The 13,391-nt window shown below is 59.7% G+C and carries 13 protein-coding genes; 6 read left to right on the forward strand and 7 right to left on the reverse strand.

The window, feature by feature from the left end:
* Window positions 1–21: 21 nt before the first annotated feature.
* Window positions 22–420 (forward strand): VOC family protein, encoded by a 399-nt coding sequence (locus tag WH7805_RS11165; RefSeq protein ID WP_006043205.1) that lies wholly within the window; start codon window positions 22–24, stop codon window positions 418–420.
* On the forward strand, window positions 420–2,804 hold the full coding sequence (locus WH7805_RS11170; protein WP_006043206.1) for an endonuclease MutS2: 2,385 nt from the start codon (window positions 420–422) through the stop codon (window positions 2,802–2,804). Before WH7805_RS11165 ends, WH7805_RS11170 begins: the two co-directional genes overlap by 1 nt.
* A gap of 19 nt (window positions 2,805–2,823) precedes the next feature.
* Here WH7805_RS11170 and WH7805_RS11175 read toward each other — a convergent pair whose 3' ends face one another.
* The gene (locus WH7805_RS11175) at window positions 2,824–4,056 is read right to left on the reverse strand and encodes an ABC transporter ATP-binding protein (protein ID WP_038005436.1); all 1,233 of its coding nucleotides are present in this window, start codon (window positions 4,054–4,056) and stop codon (window positions 2,824–2,826) included.
* Window positions 4,057–4,115: 59 nt separating this feature from the next.
* Between WH7805_RS11175 and obgE the strand changes: the two genes are divergently transcribed.
* On the forward strand, window positions 4,116–5,105 hold the full coding sequence (obgE, locus tag WH7805_RS11180) for a GTPase ObgE (protein WP_006043208.1): 990 nt from the start codon (window positions 4,116–4,118) through the stop codon (window positions 5,103–5,105).
* 95 nt (window positions 5,106–5,200) lie between these two features.
* The gene (locus WH7805_RS11185) at window positions 5,201–5,383 is read left to right on the forward strand and encodes a hypothetical protein (protein ID WP_006043209.1); all 183 of its coding nucleotides are present in this window, start codon (window positions 5,201–5,203) and stop codon (window positions 5,381–5,383) included.
* Window positions 5,384–5,477: 94 nt separating this feature from the next.
* On the opposite strand, the gene WH7805_RS11190 is transcribed toward WH7805_RS11185, so the two are convergent.
* The 4 genes from WH7805_RS11190 to WH7805_RS11210 form a co-directional block, all read right to left on the reverse strand.
* Entirely contained in the window at window positions 5,478–5,696 is a 219-nt protein-coding gene (locus tag WH7805_RS11190; protein WP_006043210.1) for a CP12 domain-containing protein, read from the reverse strand.
* 438 nt (window positions 5,697–6,134) lie between these two features.
* The gene (locus tag WH7805_RS11200) at window positions 6,135–8,045 is read right to left on the reverse strand and encodes an ABC-F family ATP-binding cassette domain-containing protein (RefSeq protein WP_006043213.1); all 1,911 of its coding nucleotides are present in this window, start codon (window positions 8,043–8,045) and stop codon (window positions 6,135–6,137) included.
* Window positions 8,042–8,680, reverse strand: a complete 639-nt coding sequence (locus WH7805_RS11205; RefSeq protein WP_006043214.1) for a DUF2301 domain-containing membrane protein — start codon at window positions 8,678–8,680, stop codon at window positions 8,042–8,044. The genes WH7805_RS11200 and WH7805_RS11205 overlap by 4 nt, the downstream gene beginning before the upstream one ends.
* Entirely contained in the window at window positions 8,677–9,666 is a 990-nt protein-coding gene (locus tag WH7805_RS11210; RefSeq protein ID WP_006043215.1) for a glutathione S-transferase C-terminal domain-containing protein, read from the reverse strand. The genes WH7805_RS11205 and WH7805_RS11210 overlap by 4 nt, the downstream gene beginning before the upstream one ends.
* A gap of 50 nt (window positions 9,667–9,716) precedes the next feature.
* Between WH7805_RS11210 and WH7805_RS11215 the strand changes: the two genes are divergently transcribed.
* On the forward strand, window positions 9,717–10,640 hold the full coding sequence (locus WH7805_RS11215; protein WP_006043216.1) for an aspartoacylase: 924 nt from the start codon (window positions 9,717–9,719) through the stop codon (window positions 10,638–10,640).
* Between the two features lie 2 nt (window positions 10,641–10,642).
* On the opposite strand, the gene WH7805_RS11220 is transcribed toward WH7805_RS11215, so the two are convergent.
* Together WH7805_RS11220 and WH7805_RS11230 are read right to left on the reverse strand one after the other, a co-directional pair.
* Entirely contained in the window at window positions 10,643–11,011 is a 369-nt protein-coding gene (locus tag WH7805_RS11220) for a hypothetical protein (protein ID WP_006043217.1), read from the reverse strand.
* Between the two features lie 493 nt (window positions 11,012–11,504).
* A complete protein-coding gene (locus tag WH7805_RS11230; protein WP_006043219.1) occupies window positions 11,505–11,864 on the reverse strand; it encodes a hypothetical protein in 360 nt (119 codons plus the stop codon).
* Between the two features lie 375 nt (window positions 11,865–12,239).
* Here WH7805_RS11230 and psbA point away from each other — a divergent pair, with 375 nt between their 5' ends.
* The gene (psbA, locus tag WH7805_RS11235) at window positions 12,240–13,319 is read left to right on the forward strand and encodes a photosystem II q(b) protein (RefSeq protein WP_006040880.1); all 1,080 of its coding nucleotides are present in this window, start codon (window positions 12,240–12,242) and stop codon (window positions 13,317–13,319) included.
* Window positions 13,320–13,391 lie beyond the last annotated feature (72 nt).

The following is a 13,391-nucleotide window of genomic DNA, read 5'->3' on the forward strand; positions in this document are numbered from 1 at the left end:
TTTTTATTCGAGAACCAGTCCATGCCTGTGGTGGAGCGCTTGGGGCACGTCGCCATCCGCGTTGAGGATATGGAAAGGGCTGTGGCTTTTTATTCTCAGCTGGGGATGGAGATGGTCTGGAAAGCAGACGACTGGTGTTACCTGGAAGCCGTCAAGTCACGTGATGGCCTGGCTCTGTTGGGACCGAATTACAAAGCCGCAGGCCCCCACTTTGCCTTCCACTTCCGTGACCGTTCTGAAGTGGATGTGGTGCATGATCAACTGAAGGCTTCGGGTGTCGCTGTGGGAGCCGTCCATGATCATCGCGACGGCACAGCCTCCTTCTATCTGCGTGACCCTGACGGCAATTGGCTCGAAATGCTCTATGAGCCTCCAGGTGGCATTCCTTCCAATCAATCAGGAGTGACGACAGCTGATTGATGTCTGCTCTTCAGGAAACCCTGGAGCTGCTGGAGTGGCCGCGGCTCTGTGACCATCTCGCCAGTTTCGCCAGCACCGTGCAGGGACGTCGTCACTGCAAAATCGATGCTCTCCCGGCCTCGCTCCAAGACAGCCTCGCCCTTCAGGCCCAGACCCTGGAGATGGGCTCTCTGGACGGTGTTCTCGAGGGTGGGCTGAGTTTCCAAGGTGTGAGTGATCTCGCTCGCACCCTGTTGCGCTGCAGTAAAGGGGGGACGGCTTCGGGTGAGGAGCTTTTAGATGTGGCCAACACCCTGGCCGCTGCCCGTCGCTTGCGTCGCCAGATCGATGAACCGGAGCTGCGCCCGGTGTGCACAACACTCCTCAGGGATGTGGCGACCTTCCCCGATCTCGAGCAGCGCTTGAAATTCGCCATTGAAGAGGGGGGACGGGTTGCTGACCGAGCCAGCCCTGGGCTTGATGGTCTGAGGCGGCAGTGGCAGGAGCTGCGGGCCAGACGCCGGGACAGGTTGCAGGACGTGATCAGGCGTTGGGCCGCCCATCTCCAAGACACCGTGATTGCCGAGCGCCACGGCCGGCCCGTGCTGGCGGTGAAAGCCGGTGCCGGTGGACAGTGCCCGGGAATGGTGCACGACAGCTCCGCATCCGGCAGCACGATGTTCGTGGAACCCAAATCGGTGATCGATCTGGGGAACAAGCTCGCTGATGTGGATGGCCGGATCCGTGAGGAGGAACAGCGGGTGCTCTCCGAGCTCAGTGCAGCTGTCGCTGAGCAGGTTGAGGGACTCCAGCATCTGATGCAGGTGCTGCTCAAATTGGATTTGGCCTTGGCCCGTGGCCGCTATGGGCAGTGGCTCGGTGCGGTTCCTCCCCGTTTGGAGTCCGCTGTTGATGCTCCGTTCGAGCTGAGAACCTTGCGCCATCCGCTGCTCGTCTGGCAGGAGCGCAACGAGCAGGGGCCAACCGTTGTGCCCGTCAGTGTTGAGGTGTCGTCGTCTCTGCGTGTGGTGGCGATTACCGGGCCAAACACCGGTGGGAAAACAGTCACCCTCAAGAGCATCGGTTTGGCAGCTTTGATGGCGCGGGCAGGACTGTGGGTGCCGTGCAGTGGCAGCCCCACCCTTCCCTGGTGTGCCCAGGTGCTAGCTGATATCGGCGATGAGCAATCGCTGCAGCAAAGCTTGTCCACCTTCAGCGGTCATGTGAAACGGATCGGTCGCATCCTGGAGGCGATTCGTTCCGGGCCGGCTCCTGCTTTGGTGCTGCTGGATGAGGTGGGTGCCGGTACCGATCCCAGTGAAGGCACGGCTCTGGCAACAGCACTGTTGCGCACCCTGGCCGATCGTGCACGGCTCACTGTGGCGACCACCCATTTCGGCGAGCTCAAGGCTCTTAAGTACAGCGATGCCCGCTTTGAGAATGCGTCGGTTGCCTTCGACAGCGAGACGCTGTCGCCGACTTATCACCTGCTCTGGGGGATTCCAGGTCGTAGCAATGCGCTGGCGATCGCCACCCGGCTAGGCCTTGAAGGCAGTGTGATCGATGAAGCACGCGCCCTGCTTGCTCCTGTCGGAGATGGTGAGGTGAACACCGTGATTCGCGGCTTGGAAGAACAGCGCATGCGCCAACAGGCCGCAGCGGAAGATGCAGCGGCGCTCCTCGCAAGGACCGAACTGCTGCATGAAGAACTCCTGCAGCGTTGGGAGAAGCAGAAACAGCATTCCGCTGAACGGCAGGAACAGGGACGGCAACGCCTGGAGACCTCGATCCGTGCCGGCCAGAAAGAAGTGCGCCAACTGATCCGACGTCTCCGTGATGATGGGGCCGATGGCGAAACAGCAAGACAAGCGGGGCAGCGGCTGCGCAAACTCGAGGATCGCCACCGTCCTGAGCCGGAACGTCGCCGGCATCAAGGCTGGCGACCGCAAGTGGGAGATCGCATCCGCTTGCTGGCCCTCGGCAAGGCCGCTGAGGTTCTGAAAGTGTCTGACGATGGTCTGCAGCTTCAGGTGCGCTGCGGAGTGATGCGCAGCACCGTTGAACTGTCGGCTGTCGAAAGCCTGGACGGACGCAAGCCTGACCCCCCAGCCGCTCCAGTGGTGCAGGTGCGGGTGAAGGCTCGGCGGGGGAGCGGCAGTGCCGAGGTGCGGACATCAAGGAACACCGTGGATGTGCGCGGAATGCGCGTTCATGAAGCCGAGTCGACCGTTGAAGAGGTGCTGCGCGGGGCCAGTGGTCCTGTGTGGGTGATTCACGGCATCGGCACCGGACGGCTCAAGCGTGGCCTCAGGGACTGGTTTCAGTCCCTGCCGTATGTGGAACGGGTTGTGGATGCTGAACAGGGAGACGGGGGGGCCGGCTGCAGTGTGGTGTGGGTGCGATGAGGATCTTCTCGAGCGCCAGTCAGCCCAGGTTGGGCAGAAGTGGCTCGTTTTCACTTGATCGGGGGGGGTGAGGCCTGGCAATGGCCTCTCCCAGGCGATCAAAGAGTCGCCAGCCTGTGGGCTCGGCCTCAAGATGAACTCTGGATCCCGGTGTGGCGTCCAGGTCAGGATCGGCCCGAACCTGAATCAAATGTCCGCCATCCAGCAGCCGGCAGGTGATCAGTTGTTCGTTGCCTAGCACTTCACTGTGACTGACATCAGCTGGGAGGTTGCGGTTGGTGGCAGGTGCAATCCGAAGTTGTTCCGGGCGGATTCCGCCGTTTAACGATTGCCCCTCCAAAGCGGGCAGCGCATCGGCGAGGACGCCTTCGACCGGCAGACGTCGCTCACCGAGAAGCAATGTCCCCGCTGAGGCCACCGTTACAGGAAGCACATTCATCGGCGGGCTTCCGATGAACTGGGCGACAAACAGATTTGAGGGCCAGCGGTAGAGCTCCATCGGTGTGCCCAGCTGCTGCAACCGGCCCTGATTCAGCACCGCGATCCGGTGCCCCATGGTCATCGCTTCCACCTGATCATGGGTCACGTACAGCGTGGTGGTACCCAGCTGTCGCTGCAGATCAACGATGCGCGTTCGGGTGCTTCCGCGCAACTTGGCATCCAGATTGCTCAGAGGTTCATCCATCAGGAAGACGTCCGGTTGCCGTGCCATGGCCCGTCCCAGCGCCACCCGTTGTTTCTGGCCCCCAGAGAGCTCCTTCGGGCGCCGGTCTAGAAGCTGATCAAGTTCGAGGGCCTCGGCGACCTCATTCACCCGGATTTCCAGGCGCGCTTCCCGGGGAGAACTCAGCGAGAGAGGCTGAGGAAAGCGTCGGGTGGAGCGATGCAGCTGGTCTTGGATCTGCTGCAGAACGGTGCGTTGACGACTGCGCCTCAATCCAAACCCCAGGTTGTCCCGCACGCTGAGGTGGGGATAGAGCGCGTAGCTCTGAAACACCATGGCCACATTGCGTTGGGCCGGACGCAGGCGACTGACGGGATGGTCTCCAATGAAGATTTCTCCTGAACTCGGGGTTTCCAGGCCCGCCATCAGGCGTAGGAGTGTGCTTTTCCCGCAGCCTGATGGGCCGACCAGCACCAGAAATTCCCCGTCTTCAATCGTCAGAGAGAGCTCACGGATCACCTCGACCGGATCGGACCCTCCCCGGGGTGGATAGCTCTTGCTGAGCGCCTTAAAGCAAACGCCTGCCAAGCCCAATCTCCGGCACTGCACGATCCTAGGGTTGGTGGTTGAACCCATCGAGGGGTTTCGTGCAGTTCATCGATCAGGCACGCATCACCGTGCGGGGGGGGCGCGGTGGCGACGGCATCGTGGCCTTCCGAAGGGAGAAGTATGTCCCTGCCGGGGGGCCTTCGGGCGGAGATGGTGGGCATGGCGCCGATGTGGTGCTGGAAGCAGACGCCAACCTCCAAACTCTTCTGGATTTCAAATACAAGCGTCTGTTCGCGGCCATCGACGGTCGTCGCGGTGGTCCCAACCGCTGCACCGGTGCTTCCGGACAACCTCTTGTCATCAAGGTGCCTTGTGGCACCGAGGTGCGTCATCTCAAAACGGGAATCTTGTTGGGTGATCTCACGAACCCAGGGGAGAGGCTCACGGTGGCCTTCGGCGGTCGAGGCGGTCTTGGGAATGCGCATTACCTCAGCAACCGCAATCGCGCTCCCGAGAAGTGCACCGAAGGCAGGGACGGCGAGGAGTGGCCGCTGCAGCTCGAGCTCAAACTGCTGGCTGAGGTGGGAATCATCGGACTACCCAATGCTGGCAAAAGCACTCTGATTAGTGTTCTCTCTGCAGCCCGCCCCAAAATTGCCGACTACCCCTTCACCACCCTGGTGCCGAATCTCGGAGTGGTGCGCAGGCCCTCGGGCGACGGCACTGTATTTGCAGACATTCCAGGATTGATCGCTGGAGCTGCTCAAGGCGCTGGCCTGGGCCATGACTTTCTGCGGCACATCGAGCGCACCCGCCTACTGATTCATCTGGTGGATGGAGGAGCCGACGATCCCCTTGGTGATCTGCGAGTGGTGGAAAAGGAGCTCGAGGCCTATGGACATGGGCTGGTCAGTCGTCCGCGCTTGCTGGTGGTGAACAAACTCGAACTTCTCGATGAGCAGGGGAGAGACGATCTGCTGGAACGGCTAGACGCGTTGAGTGGGCGTCGTCCTCTGCTGATTTCCGCTGTGATGGGTAAGGGACTCGATGCTTTGTTGGATCAGGTTTGGCAGCAGCTTGGTGTGTGACAGCTTCCGGTTTGCCCCCTGTGTGGAGGGGCTCATCCGCCCTTGTGCTGCGCCGATGTCCTGGCCATAAAGGAATCGATGTCGAACCAGACTGAATGACCTTTTTCACTTGCTTTGACGATCAGGGTCAACTGATCGCCCGCTGCCAGACCCGTGAAGAAATTGAAGCGCTCCGACGTCGCGGTCGTCCGATCGCTGAAGTTCGTGAGTTGAAACCTGAGGAGTCGGTTGTTTGTAGCCTCACCGGCAGTCCCTCCGAGTTCAATGAGGATCTTTGACCCTCTTTTGCTGATTGAGACGGAGAATTAGAAACAAAATAGGCGGGGTGTTAGCCCCGCCTATTTATGAGTGCTAATTCACTCTCGTTGCAGATCAGTCGTCGTAGACACGGCATTCGTCAGCTTCTGGATTGGCTTCGCAATAAAGCTCCAAAGGCGTTGGGTCGTGGGAATCTTCGGGGTGCTCCTTTTTGTACTCCTGCAAGGATTCCAGCTCCTCGCTGATGTGACGCACCTTGGCATCGTTCCCTTCTGCCTTGGCCGTCTCGAGTTCGGACTGGTCCTTTTTGATGTGCTCGTCGATGGATTTCATGGAATCGTTGGCGCGTCCAGGCCAATGGCGACAATCACACCATAAGGCTGTTGGACAGACATGCCAGCGATGGGAGCGAAGACGAGGTTTCCGTAACAACACGCTTGTTACGCCTTTGTGTTAATCGCTACAAGAAGAGCTGCAGAGGCCTCAATTCCATGGTGAGGATCCAGCAGCGACAAGGTCGCCACTTCATGGATGAAGAGGGAAGTGTGTTCTGGATCAACGCTTCCGTTCCATTCCGGAAGCCTGCGAGGTGTTGGAACAGATTCAGGTGAAATGGTCACTCGATCTCGACTTGCAACAGATGGGGGATCCAATGACCTCACATCATTTGGAGGTGGATCCAGTCCGGCTCCAAGGGCTGGACGGCCACAGCTCCGCTGGGTTGCCCCTTGCCTATCGAGTCGTCACATCTCTGTCGACAGCGTTGTTCACTCAGGGAGCCAGTTCACTGAGTTCCAGCCAGCGCTCTTCGCTCTCCTGAATTCGTTCGAGCAGTGTCGCCAGATCTTGACTCAGGTTGGTGAGGTCTCCCTGGCCTGACCCGATCGCCTCTTCCAGATCAGCCTTGCGCTTTTCAAGGTCTGGCAATGTCTGCTCCAGAGTTTCCAGTTCTCTGGACTCCTTGAAACTGCGGCGTCGTGGGCCTGAATCGGAGGATTTCTTCGGCTTCTTCTTGGAGCTGGCGGTCTCTTTCGGAACAGACGATGGCTCGGAGCTGTTCTTCTCCAAGGCACGTTTGTGGTCAAGGAAGGCGCTGTAGTTGCCTTCGAACCGCTTCAGACGACCGTCCTCGAAACAGAACAAACGATCAATCGTGCGGTCGAGGAAGTAGCGATCGTGCGAGACCACAACGACACAGCCACGGAAATCCTCGAGCAGATCCTCGAGAACGCTCAAGGTTTGCACGTCTAAATCGTTGGTTGGCTCATCCAGCAACAGCACATTCGGAGCCTGGATCAACATCCGGCAGAGACTCAGACGCCTGCGTTCGCCACCCGAGAGTTTGTTCAGGGGGCTGTGCTGTTGGGCAGGGGGAAACAAAAACCGTTCCAGAAGCTGGGATGCACTCAACTGTTCGCCAGCTAGTTCGATCCTGGAGGCTGCTTCCTCTACAAATTCGATCACCTTCCTTTCGAGACCGCGTCCCTCGCTGAGAGCATCCGTGTGCTGATCGAGGTAGCCGAGGTGGACCGTGTCACCCAGCCGCAGGGAGCCGCTGGTGACCTGGCGGCGGCCAGCGATCAGATCGAGAAGGGTCGATTTGCCGCTGCCGTTGGGGCCGATGATCCCGACTCGATCCTCGGGGCTGAAGCTGTAGGTGAAATCCCGCAGCAGTGAGGGCCCGCCCGGCTGGCCATCCGTTGTGACGGTGAGCTCCTCAGCCTCAATGACGACCTTGCCGATGCGCCGACTGACGCTGCTCATCGCCAGCTCCTGCTTGGCTTGCTTCGTCGGTGACGCCTTAAGGGCCTCAATCCTTTCGATCCTGGCTCTCTGTTTGGTGCTTCTCGCTTTCGGACCTTGGCGCAGCCAGGCCAGTTCGCGACGCATCACACTTTTGAAGCGAGCGGCTTCTGCGGCATCGGCCACCTCCTGGTCGGCCTTGCGTTGCAGATAGGCGCTGTAATTTCCGTCGATGCTGCTGGCGACCCCCCGTTCGACTTCCACGATCCGACGGGTCACCTGATCCAGGACGTAACGATCGTGGGTCACGAGAACCACGGCGCCTGGATAGCGATCCAGCCAGCTCTGAAGCCACTCCACCGCCGCCGCATCGAGATGGTTCGTGGGTTCGTCCAGTAGGAGAACATCGGGGCAGGCCACCAGGGCTGAGGCCAATCCCACCCGCTTGCGGTATCCGCCGGAGAGATCCTCCACGGGCCGATGCAAGTCGGAGATTCCCAGGCGTTGCAGCACCTCCTGACACTGCTGCTCCAGCGCCCAGGCCTCCTCTTCATCCATGCGTTCGCTGAGCGCTCCCAGCTCACCCATCAGGGCCGTGTCATCCGGCGTTTTTGCAACGGCTTCCGAGACCTCGCTGAAGCGCAGAAGCAGATCCCTTTTCTTGCCGCATCCAGCCAGAACCTGCTCCAGCACCGTTAATCCCGGATCCACTCGGCTCTCTTGCCCCACCAGTTCCACCCGCAGTCGGGCTGAGCAGCGACGCTCTCCGCTGCCGAGGGGCTCCAGCCCTGCGAGCACCCTCAACAGGGTTGATTTCCCCGCTCCATTGGGGCCAATCAGCCCGAGACGATCTCCCTCTCGCACATGCAGGGTGAGGTCCTCAAACAGTGTGCGGATCCCGAAGTCCTTGGACGCATCAACAAGGCTGATCAGACTCACGGGGTGACGACATTGCGCTGCGCTTCCAGGTAAGCAAACACGCTCTTATCGCCGATATCGGCGGCTGGGTCCATTCCGAACTTGCGGACCGCCAAGATCACCAGGAGCAGAGCAGCCGTCGTGAGCAATGCAAGGCAGACGTCTGCTGGAAGCAGGTTGCTCAATCTCCCTAGGAGTGCCATGGGCAGTAACAGGGTGAGTCCGATGGCCTCAGGCCTGCGGAAACAAAAGAACTCCTTGAAACCGATGCCGGCCATTGCCGCGAATAGGGGACCGATCGCCAGGATCCACAAGGGTTGGCGTTGCAGGGTTGGCAGGGCAGCGGCTGGGCCGTTCAGAGCCAGCAAGGCGCACCATCCCAGACATCCCAGCAACCAGAACAGCTGCAAGGCCTGGTGCAACGGACGCAGGTAGATGTGGATCCAGCGCAGCGCCAATCCGAGGGCAGAGGCAAGTGGCAAGATCCAGAGCCAGGCCAGTTCACTGCCGAGCTGCCACCACTGCAGCAGACCGGCACTGAGTGCAAGGCCACTCACGAGCAGCGCAATCCGATACCGACGCACCTCCTGCCGATCCTGTTCGGTGATTGCATAGGAGCCATAGACGCCTTCAAACTGGGGATCGGCTTTGGTCATGGCAATGCCGGTGAACTCTTTATCAGTGTGCAGAGATCCGGCCCCGCTGGAATGATGCCGCCGGGATTCAACGGGAAAAGGGCGCCGAAGTAGTCGGCGCGCCAGGCCTCGCCATCGCAGGTTTCTGCAACCCCTGGAAGGGCGTAGAAGGATTGACGCCAGCTCCATAGCGCCGGGAACATCCACAACGGCTGGGCGTTGCATCCAAAGAGTGGGGCGTAGACCAGCTCCCAGCGGATCAACGTGGGGAACAGGCACACATCCGCGATGGTGGGTTGCGCGCCGCAGAGCCAGGGGCCCTGGTGCTGCAATGCGGCCTCTACCTCGTCCAGCGCTGAGAACAAGGCTGCGCTGGCCTCGTCGTAAGCCTTCTGCGTGCGTGCGAAGCCGCATCGGTAGACGCCATCGTTGACGGCTGGCTGCAAGAGCTGGAGCCAGCGTTGAATGTTTGGCTCCAGAGCGGCGGGAGCCAAGTCCATGGCTCCTTCCCCTCCTGGCCATTGATTGAGCGTTTCGGTGAGTGCAGCGCTGTCATTCCCTAGGAGTTGGGGAGTGGGCTCAGCCTCCTCCCCTGGATCGATCAGGGCTGGAACGGTGGCCCTGTGATGGGGCGGAGTACCGCAATGCCGATACAGAGCGAGCAGAGAGTCACAGCCCAGCCAGGCTGGAACGAGGGACCAGCGTCCGGCGCGGTGATCAGCTGTGGCCATCAACAGGGTGAGGGTGTCATCCAGTTGACGCAGTCGATGCATCAGCCAGGTGCGATGGGCCCAAGGGCAGCTTCTCCCGATCACCAACCGTGGCCGTTGCGCGTCGGCACGGAATTGCAGGCCAGACTTATCTGGAATCAGCACGTCGATTCGGTCGCTCGCAGGACGCTGGTAACGCCCTTCGGTATCAGCCGGTCCAAGCCCCTGCATCAGCTGGCGCCACTGCCACCGCCAGCCCTCTCTGGCAGTAGCAACAACCAGAGGAGGTAAAGCCATGGTCGATCAGTGACGAGTGGTGTCAGTCTGGATGCGTTGCCAGGTGCTGGATGGTGAGGCCTCGGGTTTTGGTGGTGGCCGGTACCCACGGCAATGAGATAAATGGGCCCTGGTTGCTCGACCAATGGCGCCAATATCCGGCCTTGATTGATTCCGAGGGTCTCAACGTGCAGCTGGCGATCGGCAATCCTGCGGCTTGCGCGAAGGGCCGGCGCTACCTCGACCGAGATCTCAACCGTTCTTTCCACCCGGACCTCCACAAGGAGGCATCAGAGTCTGCTGCCGAGTCGGATCGGGAAATGGTGCAGGCACTCGAATTGCTGAAGCAATTCGGTCCGAAGGGGCAAACGCCCTGCGACCTGGTGGTGGACCTGCACAGCACCACCTCAGCGATGGGCAATTGCCTGGTTGTGTATGGACGCCGGCCCGTCGATTTGGCATTGGCGGCGTTGGTTCAGCACCGACTGGGTCTTCCGATCTATCTGCATGAAGCGGACGCGGCGCAGCAGGGCTTTCTTGCGGAGCGCTGGCCCTGTGGACTGGTGATCGAGGTGGGACCGGTTCCCCAGAACGTACGCCGTTCCGACATCGTGCTGCAGACCCGCCTGGCTCTCGAAGCTGTGTTGGCGGCGATCACATCGGTGCGTGACGGGAGTGCTCGCTATCCCGACCAGGTTGTGATTCACCTCCATCTGGGCAGCCTGGATGTGCCGAGACGCAGTTCTGGTGATCCGGATGCCCTGGTGCATCCCAATCTTCAGGGTCGCGATTGGCAACCCTTGAAAGCAGGGGATCCACTGTTTATCGACGCCGAATCAAACACTGTTGTTTTTGACGGTGAGGATGGACTGGTTCCTGTGTTTATCAACGAAGCGGCTTATGCCGAGAAGGCGATCGCCTTGAGCCTCACAAAGCGGGAGACGTGGCCTCTTCCCAAAGACTGGAAAGAGGCGTTGGCCGAACTGCTGAGGTGAAGTCAGCGGGGGGATCCGTTGTAAATGATGTTGGTGACGCTTCGCCCGTCAGGAGCAACCTGAAGTTCGGTTTCCGTTGTGGGATTGCTTCCGTCCTCTGGCCAGCCTGGCTGCCCGCCTAGAAAGTTGAAGGTGTAGCCGTTGGCATCATCCTGCACCAGGCACTCACCACCTCCATCGCTAGTTTTGAACATGCAGGGCTGGGGGCGATAGACGCTGAGCCCGCCGTTTTCTGTGACAGCAGTGTTGCGGGCCAGGTTCAGGGCTCTGATCTGGGATGCGGGCACAGGCGCTTGAGCAAGCGCTGATGCACCTGAGAAGGTGCCTGCTCCAAAAATCAGGGCCAGTGCTGAAACAGTTGAAAGATTCATGGTCTTTTCACAGACTCTTCTATGGCACTCATTCAGCGGCGGAGTGTCAACAACATTGCGCTGAGGTTGATTCGTCAGCACAGCGGGCCGTTGTATGGGACGTCCAGCATTCGGTCTCCATCCCTAGAGACCAGAACCTTTGTTGCAACTGAAGGTTGTTGCGGTGGGATCTTCTGTTCCCACCCTGGTGAGCCTCCCTGAAAGCTGATCAGGAGCCCCTGCGAGGATTTGAGGCCAGACACGAGAGAGCACCCGTTTCATGCATGCATTCCGCACGCATCCTGGCCAGATTGGCTGCCTTGGTCTGGGTGAACGGCAAGGATTGATTGGCGCGGGCCACCGGGCTGGTGCTGATCCTTAGAACCATCCTGATCGACAAAACTAAGCCTCCCATCACTGATGTGAGCCGAAGATCAACACGGTGAACGTTGGGGTCTGTTGATGCATGGCCAACCCCTCTTCCGGTCTTGTCCGTTTGTGACTGGGACGTCTCCTATCCACAGGCCCAAGTGCCTTGCTCAAGCGTGCAAGGGAGATCAGTTCGTTCTCCGTTTGCCCAGTAGATACGGACTCGGTCATCCGCTGTACCGCTGCGGAAGGTGATTGATTTGATCGGTCCCGGGGGCACACGATTCCCTTGGTCCGATGCGGTCAATGGGGCCTTGACGCGTTGCTCGAGTTGTTGGAGGCGCTGTTCAAGTCGCTTTAGTGCTTCCGTTTGTTCTCTGGAATCACTCGAGCTGCGATTGGCTGTGGACTGGCAGGAGGTGAGAAGTCCGATCGCCAAGATCGCCAAGGCGCCTGAAGTCAGTTGTCTGAACGGTGGCTTGAACTTCAGGTGCATGACTGCCATTACAGCAAGTCCAGTTTGGCGCTTCAGTGGCTCTCAGCCAGTCTTTCGCTCCAGTACACAACGGCACCCTGGGCTTCCAACTCATTGCGCCGATGGCGTGCACGGTTGGTTGGCACTGTCTCTTCAAGACGTTGGCCAGCGATCAGCCATCGGATCAAGACCACACGCGTCTCCTTAAGAATCACACTAAGAATCTTAAGCGATTCTTTAGCGATCGTCGATTCCTTCAGGCCTGGGACGGGCTGGAGCTCAACGCTTCTTCACAACGACTTCATAAAGCACTGGATATTTTTCGCAATGTTGCTTTACACTCCGGACTGGCAGGGCATTCCTGCCCTTCCGTAACCGCTCTTCGGAGCCTTCTTTTCCGTACTCATGACCACCACCATTCAGCAGCGCTCCGGCGCCAATGGCTGGCAGTCCTTCTGCGAGTGGGTCACCTCCACCAACAACCGCCTGTATGTGGGCTGGTTCGGTGTGCTGATGATCCCCACCCTGCTGGCTGCCACCACCTGCTTCATCGTTGCCTTCATCGCAGCGCCCCCCGTCGACATCGACGGCATCCGTGAGCCCGTCGCCGGCTCCCTGATCTACGGAAACAACATCATCTCTGGTGCTGTTGTTCCTTCCTCGAACGCCATCGGCCTGCACTTCTATCCCATCTGGGAAGCTGCTTCTCTCGATGAGTGGCTGTACAACGGCGGTCCTTACCAGCTGGTGGTCTTCCACTTCCTGATCGGCATCTTCTGCTACATGGGTCGCGAGTGGGAACTTTCCTACCGCCTCGGCATGCGCCCCTGGATCTGCGTTGCTTACAGCGCACCTGTGGCTGCTGCCTCCGCCGTGTTCCTGGTGTACCCCTTCGGTCAGGGTTCCTTCTCTGACGGCATGCCCCTCGGCATCTCCGGCACCTTCAACTTCATGCTGGTGTTCCAGGCAGAGCACAACATCCTGATGCACCCCTTCCACATGATGGGCGTCGCAGGTGTGTTCGGTGGCTCCCTGTTCTCCGCCATGCACGGTTCACTGGTGACCTCCTCCCTGGTGCGTGAAACCACCGAGAGCGAGTCCCAGAACTACGGCTACAAGTTCGGCCAAGAGGAAGAGACCTACAACATCGTGGCTGCCCACGGTTACTTCGGTCGCCTGATCTTCCAATACGCCTCCTTCAACAACAGCCGCAGCCTTCACTTCTTCCTGGCTGCCTGGCCTGTGGTCGGCATCTGGTTCACTGCCCTGGGCGTCAGCACCATGGCTTTCAACCTGAACGGTTTCAACTTCAACCAGTCCATCCTTGATGGTCAGGGCCGCGTCCTGAACACCTGGGCTGATGTGCTGAACCGCGCCAACCTCGGCATGGAAGTGATGCACGAGCGCAACGCTCACAACTTCCCCCTCGACCTGGCTGCTGCTGAGTCCACTCCTGTGGCTCTGCAAGCACCTGCCATCGGCTGAGGCTGAAGTCTCTTAACCCAAAGATTCAGCTTCGGTTGAATCGGAAAGCCCCCTCTCGCGAGGGGGCTTTTT

Origin of the sequence: Synechococcus sp. WH 7805 (assembly GCF_000153285.1) — a bacterium.
GTDB lineage: Bacteria > Cyanobacteriota > Cyanobacteriia > PCC-6307 > Cyanobiaceae > Synechococcus_C.